The sequence below is a fragment of the Microbacterium sp. 2RAF4 genome (genome assembly GCF_052115285.1).
Taxonomy (GTDB): Bacteria; Actinomycetota; Actinomycetes; order Actinomycetales; family Microbacteriaceae; genus Microbacterium; species Microbacterium oxydans.
In genome coordinates this window covers 40,301-62,079 of record NZ_JBFRGI010000003.1, presented here as the reverse complement: position 1 = coordinate 62,079, position 21,779 = coordinate 40,301, and the positions used below count along the sequence as shown (strand labels likewise).

General features: G+C 68.6%; 21 protein-coding genes and 1 tRNA gene. 14 read left to right on the top strand and 8 right to left on the bottom strand.

What is annotated here, in order from left to right:
• Position 1 precedes the first annotated feature (1 nt).
• Positions 2-1,993, bottom strand: a complete 1,992-nt coding sequence (gene ligD / locus AB4070_RS13820; RefSeq protein WP_441980620.1) for a non-homologous end-joining DNA ligase — start codon at positions 1,991-1,993, stop codon at positions 2-4.
• Positions 1,994-2,050: 57 nt separating this feature from the next.
• On the opposite strand from ligD, the gene ku reads away from it, so the two are divergent.
• The gene (gene ku / locus AB4070_RS13815) at positions 2,051-2,860 is read left to right on the top strand and encodes a non-homologous end joining protein Ku (protein WP_441980619.1); all 810 of its coding nucleotides are present in this window, start codon (positions 2,051-2,053) and stop codon (positions 2,858-2,860) included.
• Positions 2,861-2,870: 10 nt separating this feature from the next.
• Here the strand turns inward: ku and AB4070_RS13810 are convergent, their stop codons facing one another.
• Positions 2,871-3,650: a DedA family protein gene (locus tag AB4070_RS13810; RefSeq protein ID WP_282847911.1), complete on the bottom strand. Its 780-nt coding sequence runs from the start codon at positions 3,648-3,650 to the stop codon at positions 2,871-2,873.
• Positions 3,651-3,746: 96 nt separating this feature from the next.
• Positions 3,747-3,828: transfer RNA gene (locus AB4070_RS13805), tRNA-Leu, on the bottom strand.
• A gap of 157 nt (positions 3,829-3,985) precedes the next feature.
• On the opposite strand from AB4070_RS13805, the gene AB4070_RS13800 reads away from it, so the two are divergent.
• From AB4070_RS13800 to AB4070_RS13770, 7 genes are read left to right on the top strand one after another with little or no spacing between them, the layout of a single operon-like run.
• Positions 3,986-5,176, top strand: coding sequence for a CpaF family protein (locus AB4070_RS13800; RefSeq protein WP_441980618.1), 1,191 nt, complete (start codon positions 3,986-3,988; stop codon positions 5,174-5,176).
• Complete coding sequence (locus AB4070_RS13795) at positions 5,173-6,030, top strand: type II secretion system F family protein (protein ID WP_441980617.1); 858 nt, start codon at positions 5,173-5,175, stop codon at positions 6,028-6,030. The genes AB4070_RS13800 and AB4070_RS13795 overlap by 4 nt, the downstream gene beginning before the upstream one ends.
• Positions 6,027-6,965 carry a type II secretion system F family protein gene (locus AB4070_RS13790; protein ID WP_441980616.1) on the top strand — a complete coding sequence of 313 codons (939 nt, stop codon included), beginning with the start codon at positions 6,027-6,029 and terminating at the stop codon, positions 6,963-6,965. Before AB4070_RS13795 ends, AB4070_RS13790 begins: the two co-directional genes overlap by 4 nt.
• 22 nt (positions 6,966-6,987) lie before the next feature.
• On the top strand, positions 6,988-7,200 hold the full coding sequence (locus AB4070_RS13785; RefSeq protein ID WP_441980615.1) for a hypothetical protein: 213 nt from the start codon (positions 6,988-6,990) through the stop codon (positions 7,198-7,200).
• A gap of 1 nt (position 7,201) precedes the next feature.
• A complete protein-coding gene (locus AB4070_RS13780; protein ID WP_441980614.1) occupies positions 7,202-7,603 on the top strand; it encodes a TadE/TadG family type IV pilus assembly protein in 402 nt (133 codons plus the stop codon).
• Positions 7,572-8,030, top strand: a complete 459-nt coding sequence (locus AB4070_RS13775; RefSeq protein ID WP_441980613.1) for a TadE family protein — start codon at positions 7,572-7,574, stop codon at positions 8,028-8,030. Before AB4070_RS13780 ends, AB4070_RS13775 begins: the two co-directional genes overlap by 32 nt.
• The gene (locus tag AB4070_RS13770; protein ID WP_441980612.1) at positions 8,027-8,464 is read left to right on the top strand and encodes a pilus assembly protein TadG-related protein; all 438 of its coding nucleotides are present in this window, start codon (positions 8,027-8,029) and stop codon (positions 8,462-8,464) included. Before AB4070_RS13775 ends, AB4070_RS13770 begins: the two co-directional genes overlap by 4 nt.
• 9 nt (positions 8,465-8,473) lie before the next feature.
• Here the strand turns inward: AB4070_RS13770 and AB4070_RS13765 are convergent, their stop codons facing one another.
• Entirely contained in the window at positions 8,474-9,034 is a 561-nt protein-coding gene (locus tag AB4070_RS13765) for an NUDIX hydrolase (RefSeq protein WP_441980611.1), read from the bottom strand.
• A complete protein-coding gene (locus tag AB4070_RS13760; protein ID WP_441980885.1) occupies positions 9,031-10,290 on the bottom strand; it encodes an MFS transporter in 1,260 nt (419 codons plus the stop codon). The genes AB4070_RS13765 and AB4070_RS13760 overlap by 4 nt, the downstream gene beginning before the upstream one ends.
• Positions 10,291-10,411: 121 nt before the next feature.
• Here AB4070_RS13760 and prfB point away from each other — a divergent pair, with 121 nt between their 5' ends.
• Positions 10,412-11,521 carry a peptide chain release factor 2 gene (prfB, locus tag AB4070_RS13755; RefSeq protein WP_046749003.1) on the top strand — a complete coding sequence of 370 codons (1,110 nt, stop codon included), beginning with the start codon at positions 10,412-10,414 and terminating at the stop codon, positions 11,519-11,521.
• A gap of 52 nt (positions 11,522-11,573) precedes the next feature.
• Here prfB and AB4070_RS13750 read toward each other — a convergent pair whose 3' ends face one another.
• Both AB4070_RS13750 and AB4070_RS13745 read right to left on the bottom strand, forming a co-directional pair.
• Positions 11,574-12,632, bottom strand: a complete 1,059-nt coding sequence (locus AB4070_RS13750; protein WP_441980610.1) for a DUF2510 domain-containing protein — start codon at positions 12,630-12,632, stop codon at positions 11,574-11,576.
• A 198-nt stretch (positions 12,633-12,830) separates the two neighbouring features.
• The gene (locus AB4070_RS13745; protein WP_441980609.1) at positions 12,831-13,862 is read right to left on the bottom strand and encodes a DUF2510 domain-containing protein; all 1,032 of its coding nucleotides are present in this window, start codon (positions 13,860-13,862) and stop codon (positions 12,831-12,833) included.
• 184 nt (positions 13,863-14,046) lie between these two features.
• Here AB4070_RS13745 and ftsE point away from each other — a divergent pair, with 184 nt between their 5' ends.
• From ftsE to smpB, 3 genes are all read left to right on the top strand, one after another.
• Entirely contained in the window at positions 14,047-15,195 is a 1,149-nt protein-coding gene (ftsE, locus tag AB4070_RS13740; protein ID WP_441980608.1) for a cell division ATP-binding protein FtsE, read from the top strand.
• Entirely contained in the window at positions 15,192-16,106 is a 915-nt protein-coding gene (gene ftsX / locus AB4070_RS13735) for a permease-like cell division protein FtsX (protein ID WP_046749007.1), read from the top strand. Before ftsE ends, ftsX begins: the two co-directional genes overlap by 4 nt.
• 63 nt (positions 16,107-16,169) lie before the next feature.
• Positions 16,170-16,646: an SsrA-binding protein SmpB gene (smpB, locus tag AB4070_RS13730; RefSeq protein WP_105726263.1), complete on the top strand. Its 477-nt coding sequence runs from the start codon at positions 16,170-16,172 to the stop codon at positions 16,644-16,646.
• Positions 16,647-16,667: 21 nt separating this feature from the next.
• Here smpB and AB4070_RS13725 read toward each other — a convergent pair whose 3' ends face one another.
• Entirely contained in the window at positions 16,668-18,548 is a 1,881-nt protein-coding gene (locus AB4070_RS13725) for a S9 family peptidase (protein WP_441980607.1), read from the bottom strand.
• 287 nt (positions 18,549-18,835) lie between these two features.
• Here AB4070_RS13725 and AB4070_RS13720 point away from each other — a divergent pair, with 287 nt between their 5' ends.
• Both AB4070_RS13720 and mdlC read left to right on the top strand, forming a co-directional pair.
• Entirely contained in the window at positions 18,836-20,086 is a 1,251-nt protein-coding gene (locus AB4070_RS13720) for an MFS transporter (RefSeq protein WP_441980606.1), read from the top strand.
• Positions 20,087-20,179: 93 nt separating this feature from the next.
• Entirely contained in the window at positions 20,180-21,757 is a 1,578-nt protein-coding gene (mdlC, locus tag AB4070_RS13715; RefSeq protein WP_441980605.1) for a benzoylformate decarboxylase, read from the top strand.
• The last annotated feature ends 22 nt before the right edge of the window (positions 21,758-21,779 follow it).

Below are 21,779 nucleotides of genomic sequence, written 5' to 3'. Positions count from 1 at the left end.
CTCAGGCTTCGGAAGGCGAAGGAACCGCGACGGAGGTCTCGACGCTGATCTCGAGAGGACTCTTGTCCGGTCGGAGGCCTCGCCAACGGGCATGGCGGAGCACCCCGTCGGGCGTCCAGTTCGCGAACTCGACCTCGCCGACGATCTCGGGGCGGACCCAGAGCGCGTCGGAGGCATCAGGGGCGGGGACGCCGTCGAGGGGGGCAGCGTCCACGCGAAGCGGGGTGAGTCGTGCGAGGAGATCACGCAGGATCCGATCGGTGAATCCGGTACCCACACGCCCGACGTAGCGGAGACGTCGCCGTCCCGACGAGGTTTCCGGAACGGCGAGAAGCAGCGATCCGAGCGTGCTCTCCCTGTCGCCCTTGCCCGGTCGGATCCCCACGATCACGGCTTCCTGCATCCTGGTGTGCTTGAGCTTCAACCACGAGGGGGAGCGCTGCCCAGGGCGATAGCGCGATTGCGGGTCCTTGACGACGACGCCCTCGAGGCCGAACTCCCGGCTCGCGACGAGTGCCGCATCGACGTCGTCGAACACGGGAGGGACCTGCACAGGAGCGTCGAGGCCGGCGATCACGTCCTCGAGAAGTGTCCGTCTCTCCCGGAGCGGCAGGCCGGTGAGGTCGTGCCCATCGAGGCGGAGCAGGTCGAACAGCATGTAGACGATGGGGGTGCGGATCACCTCGCGTTCGATCTCGCGCGGGCGGGTGAGGTGCATCCGGTTCTGGAGGAGCGAGAAGCTCGGTCGGCCGTTGGCATCGAACGCCACGATCTCCCCATCGACCACCGCCTCCTTCACCGGGAGGAAGGGGGCGCCGTCGGCGGTGAGCTCGGGGTAGCGGGTGGTGATGTCAGTGCCTCGACGCGCGTGCAGGAGCATCCGTCCGTCCGCCCACGTGCCCACCGCGCGGATGCCGTCCCATTTGACCTCGACCCAGGAGGGATCGCTCAGTGCGCGAGCGGTTCCGGGGGTGCCGTTCTCGGCGAGCATCGGCGCCACCGATGCCACGGCCGCCACGGATGGCGGGGCGGAGGGTGCGGCGGAGCTCCGAGGATACCGATGGGAGCTCCGGGTCTTCGCGGGTTGCGGCAGCGGAGCCGTCGCGGGCGGGCGGAGCGTGGCGAGTGGATCGATTCCTGCGGCGGCGCGCTCGAGCACCTCGTCGAGGTCGAGCTGGGCGAGGTGCGGATCGGCGAGCTCGTCCCAGGTGCGAGGAGCGGCGACCCACGGCTGCGCACGGCCGCGGAGCGAGTAGGGGGAGATGGTGGTCTTCTTGCCGTTGTTCTGGCTCCAGTCGAGGAAGACCTTGCCGCCCCTGACCGCCTTCGCCATGACACTCGTCGCAAGGTCGGGGTGATCGTTCTCGATCATCCGGGCGAGCTCTTTCACGACGGCGGAGACCTCGTCGCTCGTCTGCTCGCCGGGGAGCGAGGCATAGAGATGGATGCCCTTGCTGCCGCTGGTGACGGGCAACGGATCGAGACCCATGTCCGACAGGATTCCTCGGGCGATGCGAGCGACCTCGGCGCACTGCGGCAACCCGACTCCGTCGCCGGGGTCGAGGTCGAGGACGAGCCGGTCGGGGTTTCCGGGAAGGCCTTCGGGAGAGAACCGCCACTGCGGCACGTGCAGCTCGATCGCGGCGACCTGCGCGAGCCAGACGAGGGTGGGGACGTCTTCGACGAGCGGATACTCCTTGGGCCCGTCCGAGTGCTGGATCGCCTGCCGCGGGATCCACGACGGTGCCCCCGGTTCGAGCTGCTTCGTGAAGAACGCGTCAGCCGGCGCCTGCGCTGTTCCGACACCTTCCACCCATCGTTTGCGGGTGACGGGGCGGCCGGCGAGGAGGGGGAGCAGCAGCGGTGCGATGGCCGTGTAGTACGCGATGACCTCGCCCTTGGTGGTGCCGGTCTCCGGGTAGACGACCTTGTCGAGGTTCGTCACGCGCAGGCGGCGGCCGTCGACCTGGACGATCTGCGCATCTCCCACCATGGAGCCAGCGTAGTCAAGGGCTGGTCGTGACGGCTGTGGCTGGTGTCTACTGGTGTGATGAGGACGATCTGGAAGGGCGCACTGACGTTCGGGCTCGTGAACGTCCCGGTCAAGGTGTACTCCGCGACCGAGGACCACGACGTGGCGCTGCATCAGGTGCATGACAAAGACGGCGGTCGCATCCGCTACCAGCGCACCTGCGAGGTCTGCGGAGAGACCGTCGCCTACGCCGACATCGACCGCGCGTACGTCGAGGAGGGCCAGACCGTCGTGCTGACGAAGGACGACCTCGCCGCGCTCCCCGCGGAGAAGAGCAGAGAGATCGACGTCGTGGAGTTCGTGCCTTCCGACCAGGTCGATCTGCTCACGCTCGACAAGCCGTACTACCTCGAACCCGATTCCAAGTCACCGAAGGCGTACGTCCTCCTGCGCAAGACGCTCGAGCAGACCGACCGCACCGCGATCGTGCGGTTCACCCTGCGGCAGAAGACGAGGCTCGCCGCGCTGCGCGTGCGGGGGAAGGTGCTCGTGCTGCAGACGCTGCTCTGGGCTGACGAGGTGCGCGAAGCGGAGTTCCCCGCGCTGGACGAGGATGTGCGGATCTCGAAGAAGGAGCTGGAGCTCTCGGCGTCGCTCGTGGACAGCTACTCGGCGGACTTCGATCCCGAGGAGTTCGTCGACGAGTACCAGAAGGAACTCCGCACGCTGATCGACGCGAAGATCGAGGCGGGCGAGACGTTCGACGTCGCGGAGACCTTCGGCGAGGCCGAGAAGGCGGCTGAGGGCGGAGAGGTCATCGACCTCATGGAGGCCCTGCGTGCGAGTGTCGCCCGCTCGAAGGAGGAGCGCGCCAAGAACGCGGGCTGACCGACCGCGGTCAGTGCTTGCCGTCGCCGTCCAGGTCGGGGGCGCGGTCGAACACGTCGGCGTCGAGCACGAGCTCCTGCGCCTCCTCGGCGTCGGTGACGACGTCTTCCCCGGCGGCGGCGGCCTTCTTCGCCTTGTGGCGCTCCGACAGGTAGTGCCACAGCGTCACCAGCGCCGTGCCGCCGACGGCCGCGAGCAGGATGAGGTCGATGTAGCTCTCCACGAACGCCGCGACCGGGGGGATGAACCCGATGAGGTAGCCGAACATGGTGAGCCCGAAGCCCCAGAGGACCGCACCGATCAGGTTGTAGAGCGTGTACTTCCGCCACGGCATGTGACCGACGCCGGCGGCGACCGGGGCGAAGGTGCGCACGATCGGCACGAAGCGCGCGAGGATCACCGTGATGCCGCCGAAGCGCTCGAAGAACGCGTTCGTGCGCTCGACGTTCTTCTTGCTGAAGAGTCCCGACTCCTTGCGCTCGAACACGGCAGGTCCGCCCTTGTGCCCGATGACGTAGCCGACCTCGCCGCCGACGAAGGCCGCGAGGCCGATGAGCAGGGCGACCCACCAGACGTTGATGCCGAAGACACCGTGCTCAGACCCCGCGATCGGGTGCGAGAGAAGGCCCGCGATCACGAGCAGCGTGTCACCGGGGAGCAGGAATCCCACGAGCAGACCGGTCTCCGCGAAGATGATGAAGCACACCACGAGCAGCGCCCACGGCCCGGCGGTCCCGATGATCGTGGCGGGGTCCAGCCAGGGGATGAGAGCGGTCGGTGCGTGCAGCATGGTTTCCAGCACTGGGGGAGTCCCGTCGGTCGTGAATGGTCGGCGGTGTAGCAGAGCGATGTCGTGGCGACCTGAGAAGGCTGCCGTCGTCTCTCGTGCGGAAGGTGGGACTTGAACCCACACGCCCTGGGGCACAGGAACCTAAATCCTGCGTGTCTGCCAATTCCACCACTCCCGCGCGGTGGGACAAGTCTACTGATCGCCGAAACCACGTGTCTGGGGATCCGCCCGCAGTCCGTGGCAGCTGCGCCCGGATCCTGCATCGCGGGACGGGCTCCAGGTCGGCTTGTGGATAACTTCGGAGGCCGCGGGTGGAATGTTGCGAGGATGCCTGAGTGATTCGTCCGTCCGCCCTCGTCGCCGAGCGTGTGCGTTCGCGTCTGCGCGCCGAGGGCATCGACCCGTCGATCGATCCGGACGGTGCGTGGCGCATCGCCCACGCCGAGGTCCGCCGACACGACGATCTCGCCCTCGCCCGCGGTGAGGCGCTGATCGACGATGAGGCTGCGTGCGTGCGCGAGGTCCTGGCGACCTTGAGCGGATTCGGCGCGCTACAGCCGCTGCTCGACGATCCGGAGGTCGAGGAGATCTGGCTGAACGGGGCAGGACACGTGCACGTCGCCCGAGAGGGGACGGCAGAGCGGACCGACGTCGTGCTCGATGAGGTGTCGGTGCGCGACCTCGTCGAGAGGATGCTCCAGTCCACGGGGCGGCGCGTCGACATCAGCCAGCCGTTCGTCGACGCCTCGTTGCCGGACGGGTCCCGTCTGCACGTGGCGATCGCCGATGTGGTGCGTGGCTCGTGGGCTGTGAACATCCGCAAGTTCCTCCCGAAGTACCGTTCCCTCCCAGCGCTGACGGATCAGGGCATGATGCCTCCCGGTGTCGCTGAGCGGCTGCGCGTGGCGATGGATGACGGCCGCAGCGTGATCGTCTCCGGAGCGACGCACGCAGGCAAGACGACGATGCTCGGCGCGCTGCTGGCTTCCTGCGCAGACACCCAGCGCATCGTGACGGTCGAGGAGACGTTCGAGCTGGCCGTTCACGGACCGGATCTCGTCTCACTCCAGGGACGCCAGGCGAGTCTGGAGGGCACGGGGGAGATCACGTTGCGGCGGCTGGTGAAGGAGGCGCTGCGTATGCGACCGGACCGTCTCGTCGTCGGCGAGGTCCGGGATGCGGAAGCCCTGGACCTCGTGCTCGCCCTCAACACGGGGGTTCCCGGCGCCTGCACCGTGCATGCGAACTCCGCGGCGGAGGCGATCGAGAAGCTGACGATCCTCCCGCTCCTGGCCGGGCGCAACATCGACCGCGCGTTCATCGCGCCTGCGCTCGCCGCGTCGATCGACCTGGTCGTGCACTGCGTTCGAGACCGGGCAGGTCGGCGATACGTCCAAGAGGTCATCGCGCCGACCGGTGACGTCGACGAAGGCAGGGTGCGGACCGAGCACGTGTACCGGGTGGAAGACCGCGGGGATGCCGTCGTGGAAGGCACCGCCAATCGCTCTGTCGGAGCGTCATCGTGACGGTCTTCGTCGGCGCCCTCCTCGCGGCGGGCGTGCTGCTGTGCGTCTCCCCGTGGATGTGGCCGCCTTCCGACGGTGCCGTGACGACGACGAGGCAGGGGCGACTCGTCCGTCTGATCGAGGAAGCGGGCATGGACGGGGTGTCGCAACGTGGGTTCCTCGCCATCGTCGTCGCGACCGGGTTGATGACGGCGTCGGGCGTGTGGCTGCTGACGGGGATCGCCGTGCTCTCCGTGCTCGCGGGCCTCGCGGGCGCAGCTGCTCCGATCGTGTTCCTGCGAGGGCGACGGATGCGCCTGCGACGGTTGCGCCGCCAGCTCTGGCCGGACGTGTGCGATCTGCTGATCGCGTCGATCCGCGTGGGCTTGTCGCTTCCCGACGCGGTGGCCGGTCTGGCGGAGTCCGCGCCGAAGATGCTGAGGCCGGCGTTCATCGTGTTCGCGCGGGACCTGCGGGCGAGCGGCCGGTTCGAGACCAGCCTTGATCGACTCAAGACAACGCTGTCCGACCCCGTCGGCGATCGCATCGCCGAGACGCTGCGGATGGCCCGTCAGGTGGGCGGCACCGAGCTCATCAGCGTGCTGCGCGCGCTCTCCAGCTCGGTGCGGGCGGACGCGGCTCTCCGCGGGGAGGTCGAGGCACGGCAATCCTGGATCCGCGGTGCCGCCGTCCTCGGCGCCGTCGCCCCGTGGGTGATCCTCGGTCTGCTCGTGCTCCGGCCGGAGGGGGCAACGGCGTACGGCACTCCCGAAGGCGTGCTCGTGATCTGTCTGGGAGCGGCCGTCTCTGTGGTCGCCTTCCACATCATGGTCCGCATCGGTCGGCTCCCCGAGCCTCGGCGGTGGTTCGGATGAGCGGGATGTCGGTGCTCGCGAGCGCCGTCCTGATCGGGTGCGGCTTCGCCGCCGGGGTGCTGAGCGTGCTTTCCACGCTTCCCCGCTGGAGGGCGGCATCGCTGGCCGTACGGATCGGCCCGTACGTGCGCGACGTCGTCGCCGATGATCGTCTGCCACGAGGTGTCCTCCCGGCCGCGGGTGCGCTGCCCACGAGTTCGCGGACGTTGTGGGACCGCGCTCGAAACGCGTTCGAGAGTCTGCTCGGCGGGGGAGAGCCCCTCCGACGGCGTCTGGCACAAGCCGGCGTGCGGACCGACCCTGCGGCGTTCCGCGGCAGGCAGCTCGGGTGGGGCCTCGCCGGGATAGGCGTGGGGGCGGTGGGGGTGACCGCGCTCGCGCTCACGGGCCGCCTCTCCGTGCCGACGGGCGTCATGCCTCTGCTGTGCGGCGCTGCAGCGGCCGCCGCCTACGATCTGCAGCTCTCCGCGCGGGCCAAGGCGCGGCGGGTGCGGCTCACAGACGAGCTGCCGACGACACTCGAGTTCCTGGCCCTCTGTCTTTCCGCGGGAGAGGGCTTCCTCGATTCGCTGCGCCGGGTCTCCGAAGTGGGCTCCGGGGAACTGACCGCCGAACTGCGTCACGTGGTGCTCGCCGTGGGCACCGGGTCGCCGCTGGCCGACGCGCTGAACGAGATGGCGCGACGTCTGCAGCTTCCCGGGCTGTCACGTGTCGTCGATCAGGTGATCGCCGCACTCGAGCACGGTGCACCGCTCGCCGCAGTGCTGCATGCCCAGGCATCGGATGCACGGGAAGACGCGAAGCGCGTGCTGATCGAGCAGGCGGGGCGCAAGGAGATCCTGATGCTCCTCCCGCTCGTCTTCCTGATACTTCCGCTCTCCGTGCTCTTCGCCGTCTATCCGGGGCTCTTCATCCTCCGTCTCGGCATCGGCTGACCCCTCAACGAAAGGACCCACCATGACGACACCCACCCGTGACCGCGGGCGACTCCCGTGGACTGGAACCGCTGCTCGGCTCCGCGCATTCTTCTCCGATGAGACCGGAGACGTGCCCGGCTGGGTACTCGTCACGCTGATGACCGCCGGGTTGGTGGTGCTCATCTGGGCCGTCGCGGGCCCCGCGCTCACGTCGCTGTTCGAGCAGGCCATCCAGAGAGTGTCGGGACTCTGAGATGAACGACCGGCGTGCGTGCGCGGATGATCGCGGATCGGCTCCGGTGGAGTTCGTGCTCGTGGGAACCCTCCTGACCGCGCTCACGCTCGCGGTGCTGCAGCTCGCATTCGCGGTGTACGTGCGCAACGTGGTCCACGATGCCGCCGTCGAGGGGGCCTATCACGCTGCTCTCGCCGACACGACCCCGGATGAGGGCATGGACGTCGCCCGGAACGTCATCTCGCGTGCGGTCGGGTCGGAGTACGCCGATGACGTCCGCATCGGAGTCTCCGGTATCGCCCCGCACCAGACGGTCGACGTCCGAGTCCGTACGACGTTCCCCCTGCTGGGGTTGATCGGCATTCCCCTCGCGATGGAGGTGGAGGCGCATGCACCTGCCGAGACGTTCGGGGAGGAATGACGAGGGATCGGCTGCCCTCGAGTTCATCGCAGCCGGGGTGATCCTGCTAGTCCCGCTCATCTACCTCGTGGTCGCGCTCGGCACCATCCAGGAGCAGACCTTCGGAGCGGAGGCGGCGGCGCGGCACATCGCCCGTGTGATCGCCCGTGCTCCGGACGCGACGACGGCCGCGCAACGGAGCGACGCTGTGCTCGCCGGCATCGTCGAGGAGTACGGTCTGGACGAGAACACGCTCGATCTGACGCTCTCATGCACGCCGCAGTCTCTCGAGTGCCCGGCGGCTGGCGCGACGATCGTCGTCTCCGTCTCCACGCGGGTACGGCTGCCTCTGATGCCGGAGGTGATCGGTCTCGACAGGTCCACCGCCGTCGCCGTTCAGGCCGAGGCCGTGCAGAAGATGTCCAGGCAGTGGGGGACGGAAGGATGACTCCGGGTCGTCGCACCCTCGGCGCCGGGATCGAGCACGACGAGGGGAGTGTGCTGCTCCTCACGCTCGGGTATGTGTTGCTCGCACTGGCCGTGATCTTCGTGTGTGTCTGTGCCACCGACCTCTACATCGCCCAGAAGCGGTTGGATGCACTCGCCGATTCCGCCGCGCTCGCCGGGGCTGACGGGTTCACGCTGGTGGTTCGCGACGGCGGCGCGCGAGCAGAGTTGACCGACGCCGGTGTCGAAGAGCAGGCCGCTTCTCTCGTGGTGTCGCTGCCGGGCGAGGCTTCGCTCACGGCAGCCGGAACGCCTGACGGCGTCACGGCGCGCGTCACCGTCGCCGCGGAATGGCATCCGCCGTTGGTATCCCTGTTCGTGGCGGACGGAGTCCCGCTCGAGTCGACGGCCAGCAGCCGCACGGCGCTGCGGTGAGAGCCCCGCTCAGCGCGGGCTCTGCAGCTGCGCGAGCAGTCCGGAGAGACGGGGTACGAGCTGGGGCGGCACTTCCGCGGGCAGCGCATCGACGGGCCACCACCGCACGTCCTCCGACTCCTCACTCACGGTGAGCGCGGACTCTCGGTCGACCACGACGGCGATCCCGATGTCGAGGTGCGAGGCGCACGCGCCGAAGCGCGACGACAGGCGGTGGTGGTCGAGGTCATAGGCGAGCGGTGCGTCAGCCGGGGCCACCACGATGCCGGTCTCCTCACGCAGCTCCCGCAGGGCGCCGGCCACGACCGACGCGTCGCCGTCCTCGACGTGGCCTCCCGGCTGCACCCAGAACTGCCCCTTGCGGTGGAAGACCAGCAGCGTGTGCCGGAACGTGGCATCGAACACCACGCACGATGCCGTGAGGTGGTCAGGGCCCGCCTGGCGGTATACAGGCCCACCGTCGGCGGTGAAGAACGAGGCGAAGTCCGCCTGCGCTGCGCGGTCTCGTGCGGATCGGGGGACGAAGGCCGAGACGAGGCGATGAGCATCCATCTCGAGGTTCGGGATCATTCCGGGTCTCCTTCCGGTGACTCCTCGCGGGACTCGGGTCGTGCCCGCGGGACGAACTGCGGGATCCAGCGCAGGAAGCCGAGAGCACCCACCAGGCCGATGACGCCCATGGCGGCCGCGGCGAACGGGAGCGACGCCGCCGCTGTGATCGCCGAGACGAGCAGCGGGGCGATCGCCCCGCCTGCGTCGGTGAGCGTGCGCCACGAACCTAGGAAGGCCGCGGGATCCCGCTTCGGCGCGACATCCGCACCCAGAGTCAGCAGGATGCCGCTGGACAGTCCGTTGCCGACGCCCAGGACCGCAGCGAACATGCCGAACCACAGCACAGCCGCATCCCCGTCGTGCGTGAACGACAGCGCCAGGAAACCCGCTCCCATGAGCACCATCGCCGGCATCGCCGCCCACAGCCGGCCGAAGCGGTCCATCACCTGGCCGCTCGCATAGAAGAGCGCGAAGTCGATGGCCCCGGAGACGCCGACGACGAGGGAGATGGTCGAGGCGTCCAACCCCAGGGACAGCCCCCACAGGGGGAGCACGACCTGGCGGGCCGAACGGACGGCGGAGAGCGAAGCGGCGGCGAGGCCGAGGCGTCCGAGCACCGCACGCTGGCGCCACATCGTCTGGAAGATGCCGAGGCGCTCGACCGTGGGGATCGAACCGCTCACGGCCTCGCCGGAATCCTCCGGATAGCGCTCGCGCGTGGTCGTCGCGACCGGCGGGACCATCTTCTCCGGATCGGGTCCGAAGAGGACCAGCGCGACCATCACCACGAGACAGCCGAGGAAGAACCAGATCGCTGCGCTCTCGCTGCCGAAGAGCTGCAGCAGTCCGGCGGCGATGAACGGGCCGACGAAGATGCCGAGGCGGAAGCTGCCGCCCAGCAGCGAGAGCGACCGCGCGCGGAAGGCGACAGGAACCCGCGTGGTCATGAACGCGTGCCGGGCGAGGCCGAAGGCCGCCGCGCAGATGCCGAGCAGGAACACCGAAGCCGCCAGCACACCGAGCGACGGCGCGAACACCATTCCTACGCCGGCGACGATCGAGATCGCCCCGGCGATCACCATGGTGTAGCGCTCGCCGATCCTGCCGACCGCCCATCCGGCGGGGAGATTCCCGCACAGCTGGCCGATGACGAGGCAGGAGGCGACGAGGGCGGCGAACGCCACATCCGCTCCCATGGAGGCCGCGAGCACCGGGATCAGCGGGATCACCGCACCCTCGCCGAGCGAGAAGAGGATGGTCGGCAGATACACCATCGGTCCGAACTGTCGAAGGACCGTCGATGCGCTGCTCACGACTTCACGCTACTCCCGTTGTCCGGAGCTCCCGGACGACGGGGTCCCCGCGCGGGCAGGCGGCACGTTAGGCTGAGGTGTCATGCTCGAACTAGATCTCTCCGCCGAAATCCAGGCGCTCAGGCACACCTTCGGCGACATCAGCGAGGTCGTCGATGTCTCCCGTCTCCGCGACGACATCGCGCGTCTCAGCGAGGAGGCCGGCGCTCCCGACCTCTGGGACGACACCGAGAACGCGCAGAAGGTGACCAGCGCCCTCAGCCACCGCCAGTCGGAGCTCGCCCGCATCACCGGCATCGCCCAGCGTCTCGACGACTTGGAAGTGTTGGTCGGTCTCGCGAACGAGATGGGCGACGAGGACTCCGCGCAGGAGGCCCGCACGGAGCTCGCCGCGCTCACCGATCTGATCAACCAGCTCGAGGTGCAGACGCTCCTCGACGGCGAGTACGACGAGCGCTCCGCGATCATCACGATCCGCTCCGGGGCCGGCGGCGACGACGCCACGGACTTCGCCGAGATGCTGATGCGCATGTACCTGCGCTGGGCCGAGCGGCACAAGTACCCCGTCAAGGTCATGGACACGTCTTATGCGGAAGGCGCCGGCATCAAGTCGGCGACCTTCGAGATCGATGCCCCCTACGCCTTCGGCACCATCTCGGTCGAGGCCGGAACGCATCGTCTCGCCCGGATCAGTCCGTTCGGCTCCGCCGACAAGCGGCAGACGTCGTTCGCCGCCGTCGAGGTCATCCCGCTGATGGAAGAGGCGACGGAGGTCGACATCCCGGAGAGCGACATCCGCGTCGACGTGTTCCGCTCCTCCGGCCCCGGAGGGCAGTCGGTCAACACGACCGACTCAGCCGTGCGCCTCACGCACCTCCCGACCGGCATCGTCGTGTCGATGCAGAACGAGAAGTCGCAGATCCAGAACCGCGCCGCCGCCATGCGCGTGCTGCAGACGCGACTCCTGCTGCTGCAGAAGGAGCAGGAGGCTGCGAAGAAGAAGGAACTCGCGGGCAACATCACCGCGAGCTGGGGCGATCAGATGCGCTCGTACTTCCTCTACGGCCAGCAGCTGGTCAAGGACCTCCGCACCGGCCAGGAATCCGGCAACCCGGCTGCGGTCTTCGACGGCGACCTCGACGATTTCATCTCGGCGGGTATCCGCTGGCGCAAGCGCAAGACCGAGGACTGAGTCGACGAAGAAGGCCCCGGAGCGATCTGGGGCCTTCTTCGTGTCGGTGTGGTCAGCGGCCGGAACCCCGCAGGGTGCCGGTCACATCCTCATAGCTGAAGAGGATGCACTGCACGGTGCGGTCCCCCTCCCGGATCCACGTGCCCTTCGTCGGCTGGTAGTTGTAGAAGTCGAGCTCGGAAGCCTCGTACGAGGTGCCGACGTACGCCTGGAAAGCCTCGTAGCAGCCGTTCCACGAGCTCTCCGTGAGGGCATCGTCGCCCGGGAACTCACCGTCTTCGACGTCGTAGATGAAGAAGACCTCGTCGGTGTGCGGCTGCTCGCAGGGCACGACGGGCAGCTCGAAGACGAGCTCGTCTTCGTCGTAGACGACCAGGGGCAGACAGTCACCGATTTCGAGATCGGCGAAGGTCGTCATCTCGGCGCCCTCGATCGAGGACGGGTCCGGATGCTCCGTGGACGTGCCTCCATCCGTCGGCCGTTCGCTCGGGATCGCGGACGGAGCGCCGTCCGACGATGTCGCGGCGAGCAGCAGCAATGACACGGCGGCTGCGAGCACGGCACCGATCACGGCGACGGCGAGACCGGTGATGCCCGGCCACTTGCGGCCGCGCAGGAACAGGGAGACGAGCGACATCACGAACCCGACGGCGAGGAGCGCCCACCCGACGATCGCGATCACGGGGATGCACGCGCAGACGACGCCGATGACCGCGGCTGCGAGGCCGATGATGCCCACGACAGGGACGCCGGGGCGGGCTTGCGGGGTGGGAGTCGTCGGCCACGAGGCTGCCGGATATCCGCCGTATGGAGCGGAGATCGCACCGTTCGAGGACGCCGTCCCCGCAGTGGCGGCGGGGTAGGCAGGGGTGGCAGGCATCTGGTGCGCGAGCGTGTACGGCGGGGCGAAGGGGGCCGGTTCGAGGTCCGTCGCCGCCGCGGGCGCCGGTGAGTCGGTAGCGACCTGCGCCTCCTCGGCGGTCGATGTCGTGACCTCCGGTTCCGTGACGGCAGCGGGGTGGCCCGTGACGACATGCTCCGTCCAGCGCAGCCCATCCCACCACCGTCGGTTCCCGGAGCCGTCGTCGTACCAGCCGGCAGGTGTTGTCATCAGGCGTTCCCGTGCGTCTTTCTCGGTCGGCGATTGCGTGGTGAGGTCATCCTCGCGACGCCGGCCGTTCTGTGAGGGGCGGCCGTCAAACATGACGGTAGCGTCGGGAACGCCCCTGTGTCGAATACCGGTTCGATCACACGAAGAAGGCCTCGAGAGCACCGCCCTCGAGGCCTTCTTGAATCGAGCTGACGTCGCTCAGGGAACGAGGCAGGGCGTGATCGCCTCGGTGTCGCTGAGCACCTCGGCGACACCGAGCAGAGCGTCCGTGTCGGTGAGATTGCCGTCGCTGTCCGCGATCGTGCGCAACGTCGCGTTGTCGAGATCCGAGGCCACGAGCAGATCGGCGAGGCAGGTCACCTGGGGCTCCGTGTACCCCTCGGCGCCCGACGAGGCGAGGATGGCTGTCAGCCCCTGTGCCACTTCCGGGGAGGTCGGACGCACGCCGGCATCGGGCACTTCGGTCTCGGTCGGTGCCGTCGCCTCGATCGAGGGGGAGGAGGTGGGCAGCTTGTCGATCTCCTCGCTCACGCCCTGCGCGAAGGCGAAGAGGTAGACGAACGACATGATGATGCCGATGATCGTGCCGACGACCGCGAGAACGAGGCCCGCGATGCCCGGCCACTTCTTTCCCTTCAGGAAGAGCGAGATCAGCGAGACGACGAAGGCGGCCGCGAGCAGCACGAAGCCGATGAACCCGACGACCGGGATGAAGACCAGGATCGTGCCGAGCGCGGCGACACCGAGACCCACGAGCCCCAGGACCGAGAGCTTCTTCGGCTCCTCGGAGACTGGCTGCCCGTAGGGGGCGGCGGCGGGATAGCCCGTCGTGGTGCCGGGGTACGCGGGTGCGACGCCGGGGTAGGCGTCCGTGGACTGTCCGGGGGCGGCTGCCGGGTATGCGGGAGGGGCCGCCGGCGCGGAGTAGGCGCCGAGGTCGTCGCCGAGCGGGGTCGTCGCGGCGGTCGCGCCTGCCGCATCGACAGCGCTCTGATCCGCGGGGGCAGACGAGTCGTGCTCCTCGGGAATGATCACCGTCTCTTCGGACGGACGGATCACCGTGTCGTCGATCGGCGTGTCGTCGATCGGTGTGGTGTCGGAGGCGATCTGCTCCTCAGAGGCCGACCCGGCATCCGTCGCCTCAGGGGCGAAGTGCTCCGTCCACTGCTGGCCGTCCCACCAGCGCTGCCGTCCGGATCCGTCGTCGTACCAACCTGCAGGTGTTGTCATGGCTCCCCCTCGAAAGAATTCGGCGACCGCTGCGTGCGGTCGGCATCTTCATGTATAGCAGTGGCAGGTGACGCGGCAGGGGAGTATGCATGGGGAGCAATCCCCATCCAGGCGGAGGACGGACGTGCCAGTGCGGGGTGTCGCTCGCCGTCAGGGAAGAGCCCGCGCTTAGGCTCGTAGCGCCATGATTCGGTTCGAGAACGTCACGAAACGCTACCGCGGGACGTCGAAGCCCGCCCTCTCCGGTGTCGACTTCGAAGTGCAACGCGGGGAGTTCGTCTTCCTCGTCGGGGCCTCGGGTTCCGGCAAGTCGTCCTGCCTGCGCCTCATCCTGCGCGAGGACGTCCCCACGTCGGGACGGGTCGCGGTGCTCGGGAGGGACCTGCGCGCTCTCGCGAACCGCAAGGTGCCGTACTTCCGCCGCCATATCGGGTCGGTGTTCCAGGACTTCCGGCTGCTCCCATCGAAGACCGTCCATCAGAACGTCGCGTTCACGCTCCAGGTGACCGGTGCCTCCCGCGGCTTCATCCAGCAGGCGGTTCCTGAGGCTCTCGCTCTGGTGGGTCTCGACGGCAAGCAGAAGCGCATGCCCCACGAGCTGTCGGGCGGTGAGCAGCAGCGCGTCGCCATCGCGCGCGCCCTCGTCAATCGGCCCCAGGTGCTGCTCGCCGATGAGCCGACCGGAAACCTCGACCCCGCCACCTCGGTCGACATCATGCAGCTGCTCGCCCGCATCAACGCGGGTGGCACCACGGTGCTGATGGCCACCCACGAGGCCGGCTTCGTCGATCAGATGCAGCGCCGCGTGATCGAGCTGCGCGACGGCGAGATGGTCCGCGATGAGGTGCACGGCGGATACGGCGACACGTCCAACATCCCGCGCCTCGTGCCAGAGGAAGTTCGTGGTGCGGCAGCCGCTGCCGCGCTGACAGCCGTCCAAGAGGTGCAGCGGCAGACCGCCGATCTCTCGGTGGTGCGTGCCGCGCTCGCGGAGGAGCTCGCCAGTCAGCGTCAGGCTGCGGCAGCAGTCGATCGCGACGGCGAGACGGTGGTTCCCCCCGCCCCGCGCACGGTCGAAGCGCCGGAGCCGCAGCGCGCGGTACAGGAGGGCGCGGCCGCGAACGTCGTCGAGCCCCCCGCCGTGGTCGAGCCGCCCGCTGCCGTCGAACCTCCCGCGGTGGTCGAGCCGCCTTCGGCCGTCGAACCCGCTCCGGCCGCACGCCCGCGAACCCATCCGATCGTCCTGCCGACGGTCGACGTCGCCGAGCTCGGTGTCGCGGATCGCCTCGGTCTCTCCGACGAAGACGACGAGGAAGTGGGCCCGACCTCATGAGAATCGGACTCATCCTGACCGAAGCCCTCGTCGGACTCCGGCGGAACATCTCGATGGTGATCTCCGTCGTGCTCGTCACCTTCGTGTCCCTGACCTTCGTGGGCGCGGCGATCCTCATGCAGGGGCAGATCGGCGTCATGCGCGGCTACTGGGCCGAGCGCGCTCAGGTGGCTGTGTACATGTGCTCGGCCGTGTCGGAGTCCGAGACGTGTCTCGACGGTGCGGCGAGCGAGGAGCAGGTCGCAGCCGTGCGTGCGCAGCTCGAGGGTGACGCGCTCAAACCGCTCATCAGCTCGATGACTTTCGACACCAAGGAAGAGACCTACGCCAAACTCGTCGACCAGCTCGGCGCGGACCAGGCGAGCGTGCTCACTCCCGACCAGGCCTTCGAAGTGTTCTTCGTGACCATGAAGGATCCCGGCCAGTCCCAGGTGCTCGCCGAAGCCTTCAGCGGACAGGCAGGGGTCGAGCAGGTGAAGGACCAGCTGCAGTATCTGGAGCCGCTGTTCTCCGCGTTGACCGTCGCGACCTACATCGCGGTCGGGATCGCCGTGCTCATGCTCATCGCCGCGACTCTGCTGATCGGCACGACGATCCGCCTGTCCGCGTATGCGAGGCGCAAGGAGATCGGCATCATGCGCCTCGTCGGAGCGTCCAACCGCTTCATCCAGACCCCGTTCGTGCTGGAGGGCGTGTTCGCGGCCTTCCTGGGGTCGGCACTGGCCAGCGCCGCGGTCGTCGCCGGTGTGCACTTCGGCGTCAACGGCTATCTGCGAGGAAGGGTGCCGTTCATCACGACGTGGGTCACGATGCAGGACGCGGCACTGGTGGTCCCCGTGCTGATCGGCATCGGAGTGATCCTCGCCGCCCTGTCCGCGGGCTTCGCGATCCGACGCTGGCTGCGCACCTGATAGCCTGAAAGGCTGCTCGGTCGGATCGATCGATCGGGCTCATCACGGCAACAGGAGAGCATCATGCCCAGGGAACGCGGAGAGAAGGTCGTCGCGACCAATCGTCGCGCACGTCACGACTACACCATCGAGAAGTCGTACGAGGCGGGGATGGTGCTCACCGGCACCGAGGTCAAGTCGCTGCGTCAGGGACGAGCCAACCTCAGCGACGGCTACGCGTTCGTCAAGGGGAACGAGGTCTTCCTCGACTCGGTGCACATCCCGGAGTACTCGCAGGGGCATTGGACGAACCATTCGGCCAAGCGCATCCGCAAGCTGCTGCTGCACCGTGAGGAGATCGCAAAGATCGCTCACGCCGTCTCGGCAGGGGGATACACCCTGATCCCGCTGAAGCTCTACTTCTCCGACGGTCGCGCCAAGATCGAGATCGCCCTCGCCAAAGGTAAGCGCGAGTACGACAAGCGACAGACCCTGCGCGAGCGGCAGGACACCCGCGAAGCCGACCGTGCCATGCGTCTACGCAACCGCGTGGGGGAGTAACCCTCCCGGGGGAAGCCGCCCTTACAGACGCGGCTCGAAGCCGAACACGCGACCGAGGAACGTCAGCTCGCGCTCGAGGGCGTCGACGATCGTATCCGCGCTGCGGAAGCCGTGCCCCTCGGTGGGGTACAGCACATACTCGTGGTCGACTCCGCGTGCCGCGAGCGCGTCTCGGATCGCCTCGGACTGCGAGGGCGGGACCACGCGATCCTCGCCCCCCTGGAGCAGCAGCACCGGCGCGTCGATCCGGTCGGCGTGCGTGAGCGGCGAACGCTCCACGTACAGGTGCTCGTGCTCGGGGAGGGGACCGACCAGACCGTCGATGTACGACGCCTCGAAATCGTGGGTCTCCGCGACGAGCATGCGCAGATCGGCGACTCCGTAGCGGCTGATCCCGGCAGCGAAGGCTCCGCCCCGCACCAGCGCCGACAGCACGGTCCAGCCGCCGGCCGATCCGCCGCGGATCGCGATCCGGTCGGGGTCGGCCAGGCCTGCGTGCGCCAGACCGCGGGCCGCAGCGATCACGTCGTCGACATCGACGATGCCCCACTGGCCGTCGAGACGTTCACGGTACGAGCGGCCGTATCCGGTGGAACCTCCGTAGTTCACGTCGAGCACGCCGATGCCGCGGCTCGTGTAGAACGCGATCGCCTCGGACGCCGCCCCGGTGACGTGCGCCGTCGGCCCCCCGTGCACGAGGACGACATAGGGCGGGAGGTCGTGCTCGGGAGCCGTCGTGTGCGGATTCGCCGGCGGGTACGCGAACGCGTGCACCTCTCCGTGCGGACCCTGGATCTCGATCGGCATCGCGGCGGGCATCCACTGCGGATCGACCGGGTCGCCGCCGCGCACTGCCACGGTGTCACCCGATTCGACGTCGACGCACCACAGCCCGGCGTTCGCCCGTGACCCGTTGCCGGAGAGGAGCACACGGGTGCCGTCGACATCGTCGACGCTCACATGGCCGTCTCCGGGGAACGAGATCACGTCGACGCGTTCGTCGGCAGCATCATCGGTACCGAACACCACGACCTCGTCGCGCCCGTTCGTCCGGACGGCGACGACGCGGCCGTCGTCGAGCAGCTGGTACCAGCGGTTGCCGAGAACCCAGAGTCCATAGCCCGTGTCGGCGTCCGAGGATGAGAGCTGCCGCGCGGTGCCGACCGGCACCACACCGTCCAGGGAGATGCGCTGCAGCCCCCAGCGCCCATCGGGATCATCGGCGAAGAGCAACTCGGAGTCGCTCAGCCACTCAGGCTGCAGCGCCGCCCGCGAGGGGATCGTGCGCGGAGTGCCCTCACCGACCTCGGCGATCTGCACGTGCGCGTCCTCCCACGGCATGCGGCCGCTGTCCCAGGCGACCCACGCGGCGCGGGTGCCGTCGGGGGAGAGCGCGGGGTGGGCGAAGAAGCCATCGCCCTGCACGATCACCGTGATCGCGGACGCATCCTCGGCTGCGGAGCCGTCGAGCGGGATCTCGACGATCGCGCGGAGATGCGGCGTGCGGGAGAGGTCTTCGCGCACGGCCAGCAGCCGACCGGACTGCACGCGCAGGCCGCCGTGGGAGGGACCGGGAGGGGTGAGAGCGACGGGCTCGCCTCCCGCGCTCAGCCGATGAACCCGCTGGTCCTTCGCGTCGACGAAATAGAGCGTGCCGTGCTCGTCCGCCGTCCACGCACCCCCGCCGTACTCGTGCACACGTGAGCGTGCGCTCCAGGGCGAGGGGAGGATCTCGGCTCCGGAGGAGCTCCGCACCGTCACACGGCCCTTCTCGGCCGGAACCGACTCGCCCCACCAGATCTCCGAGCCGACGAAACGGGCACCGTCGATGCGCGGTGAGGACGCGGCGACCGAGGCGGCGGAGAAGGGAGATGACCAGGAACCGTAGGGGGACGACGACATGTCTCGAGCCTATGCGGCGTTGAACCCGGTGTCTGGCGACGAGGCGCGATCGGTCGACATCGAAGGGCTCTATGCCCGGCAGTGAGTGCTTCTATTGGACGGGGTGTCGCGCGGCGACTTATGTTCGGAGCGCCGTCACAGGACGGCAAGGAGGTACGCCCTCCTCGATGACCCGGTAGCGCGAAAGCTATCGGGATTCCGACGTCGGAGAACACACGAAGCCGTGCGATCTCCGCTGGCCTGCGGCTCGCGCCGTCGCGCGCCCGACCCCTTTGGAGACCCTGAAAATGAAGACCGCATCCCGTGCCTGGATCGTCGCCCTCTGCTGGTTGACCGTCATGTTCGAGGGCTTCGACATCGTCGCCCTCGGCGCGACGATCCCCATACTCACCGACCCGGAGAACGGTCATCTCGGGGTCACGGTCGCCGACCTCACCTTCGTCTCCACCATCTCTCTCGTCGGCATCGGCGTCGGGGCCTCGGTGATCGGACCGCTCGCAGACCGCTTCGGCCGGAGGATCCCGCTGATCGTCTGCATCGCGGGCTTCTCGATCTTCACGATCCTGTTCCCTCTCATGCCGGACGTCGCCACGATGGGTCTGGTCCGATTCCTGGCAGGCCTGGGACTGGGCGGGTGCATGCCGGTGGTCGTCACGATCATGCAGGAATCGGCACCCGGCGGCCGACGGGCCCACGCCTCGACGATCACGATGACCGGCTATCACGCCGGGGCGGTGCTGGCGTCTCTGGCGGCCCTCTGGGCTCAGGAGCACTGGGCCTGGCTTTTCTACCTCGGAGGTGCGCTGGGGCTTCTCGCTCTTCCGTTCGTGATCGCCAAGCTCCCCGAGACCCACACGGCCCTCCCACGGCATATCGTCTCGGGCCCGCGGTACGGCATCCGCGACATCTTCACCGACGGACGCGCCCGCATCACCGTCGGCCTGTGGATCGCCGCTTTCATGGGGCTGCTGCTGGTCTACGGGCTGAACACCTGGATGCCGAAGATCATGGCGGGCGCCGGATACAGCGTCTCGAGTTCGCTCGTGATGCTCCTGGTCCTGAACGTCGGCGCGATCGCCGGTCTGCTGATCGGTGGACGCCTCGGCGACGCCCGGGGGATCAAAGGCACGACGCTCGTGTGGTTCGGAGCGGCGGCGGTGCTGCTCGCGCTGCTGAGCATCAGGATGACCGATGTGTTCGTGCTGAACACGGTGATCCTGGTCACGGGCGCCTTCGTCTTCTGTGCTCAGGTGCTGGTGTACGGCTTCGTCGGGTATCTGTACCCGAAGGCGATGGTCGCGACGGGGATGGGTTTCACGTCGGGTGTGGGGCGACTCGGTGCCATCGTCGGGCCGTGGGTGACGGGATCACTGGTCGCGGCTGGTCTGGCCTATCCCTTCGGCTTCTACATGTTCGCCCTCGTCGCGGTGATCGGCTTCCTCGCCGTCGCCTCGATCCCCAAGCCGAAGGCGACGACTGCTGCCGCCTTGGCCGAGCGGGAACGCGAGAGCGAAACCGCCCCTGCCCCCGTGGAATGACCGGTGCCGGGGCGAGCTCCATCGACAGCGTCTATAGAGATGAGAGACGGAATGTATTGGCTTACGTCTCAGAGCCCGAGCGATGATGACTGCATGAGTGCACCGACCGTCTTGACGACCACCTACGAGATCCTGCGATCGCACGGCATGACGGTGATGTTCGGCAATCCCGGCTCGAACGAACTGCCGTTCCTGGCGGGGATGCCGAAGGACTTCCGCTACATTCTGGGCCTGCACGAGGGGGCGGTGGTGGGGATGGCCGACGGCTACGCGCAGGCCGTCGGGGGTCCCGCCTTCGTCAACCTGCACGCGGCGTCGGGGACGGGGAACGCGATGGGAGCCCTCACCAATGCGCACTACGGTCATTCGCCGTTGGTCGTCCTCGCGGGCCAGCAGGTCCGCGACACGGTGGGCCAGGAGGTCATGCTCTCCAACGTGGACGCCGCAGCGCTTCCGCGGCCGCTCGTCAAGCATTCCCATGAGCCGTTGTCCGCCAGGGATGTTCCGCGCGCGGTGACCCAGGCCATCCTCGAGGCCACGACGCACCCGCAGGGCCCGGTGTACCTCTCCGTTCCCTACGATGACTGGGCGCACCCCGCCAGCGAAGACGATGCCTCGCTGCCGTCGCGAAGAATCCGCGTCGGAGGCGGCCCGACGGCGGGCGACATCGAGGAGCTCGCTGCTCGGCTCGACGCCGCTGCCGATCCTGTGCTGGTTCTTGGGCAGGATGTGGACATCGCGAGGGCGCAAACGGATGCGGTCGCGCTCGCCGAGCGGCTCGGTGCACCCGTATGGGTCGCGCCGTCCGCTCCGCGATGCCCGTTCCCGACCACGCATGCCCATTACCGGGGGCTTCTGCCGACGGGCAAGGAGGCGCTCCGCCGCAGGCTGGAGGGGCACGACCTCATCATCGTGATCGGTGCGCCCGTGTTCCGCTACCACCGGTACGAGGAGGGGCGCTATCTTCCGGACGACGCCCAGGTGCTGCACGTGACCCAGGATCCGCACGAAGCCAGCCGCGCACCGGTCGGAGACAGCCTCGTCGCTCCGGTGGGACCTGTTCTCGCTGCGCTGGCGCAGGCCGTCACGGATCGGGGCAGGCGCCTGGACGCGATGCCGACGCCGGCAGTCCGGCGCGTCCCCGGCGCTCTGACGGGGGAGGAGATCCTCGAGGTGCTCAACGAGAACGTCACCGATCGCACGACCTACGTGAACGAGACCACGACCCTCGACGGCATCTTCCTCGAGCGCGTCCACATGGATCGTCCCGACATGTACCACTTTCCCGCGTCAGGCGGACTGGGATTCGGCCTGCCAGCCGCCGTCGGGGTCGCGCTGGCGCGCCCCGATGACGTCGTGGTCGCGACCGTCGGGGACGGCAGCGCCAATTACGGTTTGTCCGCGCTCTGGACGGCAGCACAGCAGCAGACGCGGACGGTGTTCGTGATCGTCAACAACGGCACGTACGGAGCGCTGCGCGGCTTCGCCACCGTCCTGGATGCCCTCGACGCACCGGGGCTGGACGTACCGGGCATCGACTTCGTCGCCCTCGCCACCGGCTACGGCGTGCCCGCGTCGTCGGTGTCGACGCCGGAGGACTTCCGATCGGCCTACCGCGCGGCGCTCGGCGCGGAGGGCCCCGTTCTCATCGACGCGCACGTGGTGCTCTGAGCATCGTTCTGAACCCCGCGAG

Bases quoted from the DNA above. Each gene is read 5' to 3' on its own strand.
- AB4070_RS13720 (WP_441980606.1), top strand. From the start codon at position 18,836: ATGAAGACCGCATCCCGTGCCTGGATCGTCGCCCTCTGCTGGTTGACC.
- AB4070_RS13765 (WP_441980611.1), bottom strand. From the start codon at position 9,034: ATGATCCCGAACCTCGAGATGGATGCTCATCGCCTCGTCTCGGCCTTC.
- AB4070_RS13770 (WP_441980612.1), top strand. From the start codon at position 8,027: ATGACTCCGGGTCGTCGCACCCTCGGCGCCGGGATCGAGCACGACGAG.
- AB4070_RS13810 (WP_282847911.1), bottom strand. From the start codon at position 3,650: ATGCTGCACGCACCGACCGCTCTCATCCCCTGGCTGGACCCCGCCACG.
- prfB (WP_046749003.1), top strand. From the start codon at position 10,412: ATGCTCGAACTAGATCTCTCCGCCGAAATCCAGGCGCTCAGGCACACC.
- AB4070_RS13785 (WP_441980615.1), top strand. From the start codon at position 6,988: ATGACGACACCCACCCGTGACCGCGGGCGACTCCCGTGGACTGGAACC.
- ftsX (WP_046749007.1), top strand. From the start codon at position 15,192: ATGAGAATCGGACTCATCCTGACCGAAGCCCTCGTCGGACTCCGGCGG.
- AB4070_RS13775 (WP_441980613.1), top strand. From the start codon at position 7,572: ATGCACCTGCCGAGACGTTCGGGGAGGAATGACGAGGGATCGGCTGCC.
- ftsE (WP_441980608.1), top strand. From the start codon at position 14,047: ATGATTCGGTTCGAGAACGTCACGAAACGCTACCGCGGGACGTCGAAG.
- AB4070_RS13725 (WP_441980607.1), bottom strand. From the start codon at position 18,548: ATGTCGTCGTCCCCCTACGGTTCCTGGTCATCTCCCTTCTCCGCCGCC.
- smpB (WP_105726263.1), top strand. From the start codon at position 16,170: ATGCCCAGGGAACGCGGAGAGAAGGTCGTCGCGACCAATCGTCGCGCA.
- ku (WP_441980619.1), top strand. From the start codon at position 2,051: ATGAGGACGATCTGGAAGGGCGCACTGACGTTCGGGCTCGTGAACGTC.
- ligD (WP_441980620.1), bottom strand. From the start codon at position 1,993: ATGGTGGGAGATGCGCAGATCGTCCAGGTCGACGGCCGCCGCCTGCGC.
- AB4070_RS13745 (WP_441980609.1), bottom strand. From the start codon at position 13,862: ATGACAACACCTGCAGGTTGGTACGACGACGGATCCGGACGGCAGCGC.
- AB4070_RS13750 (WP_441980610.1), bottom strand. From the start codon at position 12,632: ATGACAACACCTGCCGGCTGGTACGACGACGGCTCCGGGAACCGACGG.
- AB4070_RS13790 (WP_441980616.1), top strand. From the start codon at position 6,027: ATGAGCGGGATGTCGGTGCTCGCGAGCGCCGTCCTGATCGGGTGCGGC.
- AB4070_RS13780 (WP_441980614.1), top strand. From the start codon at position 7,202: ATGAACGACCGGCGTGCGTGCGCGGATGATCGCGGATCGGCTCCGGTG.
- mdlC (WP_441980605.1), top strand. From the start codon at position 20,180: ATGAGTGCACCGACCGTCTTGACGACCACCTACGAGATCCTGCGATCG.
- AB4070_RS13760 (WP_441980885.1), bottom strand. From the start codon at position 10,290: ATGGTGTATCTGCCGACCATCCTCTTCTCGCTCGGCGAGGGTGCGGTG.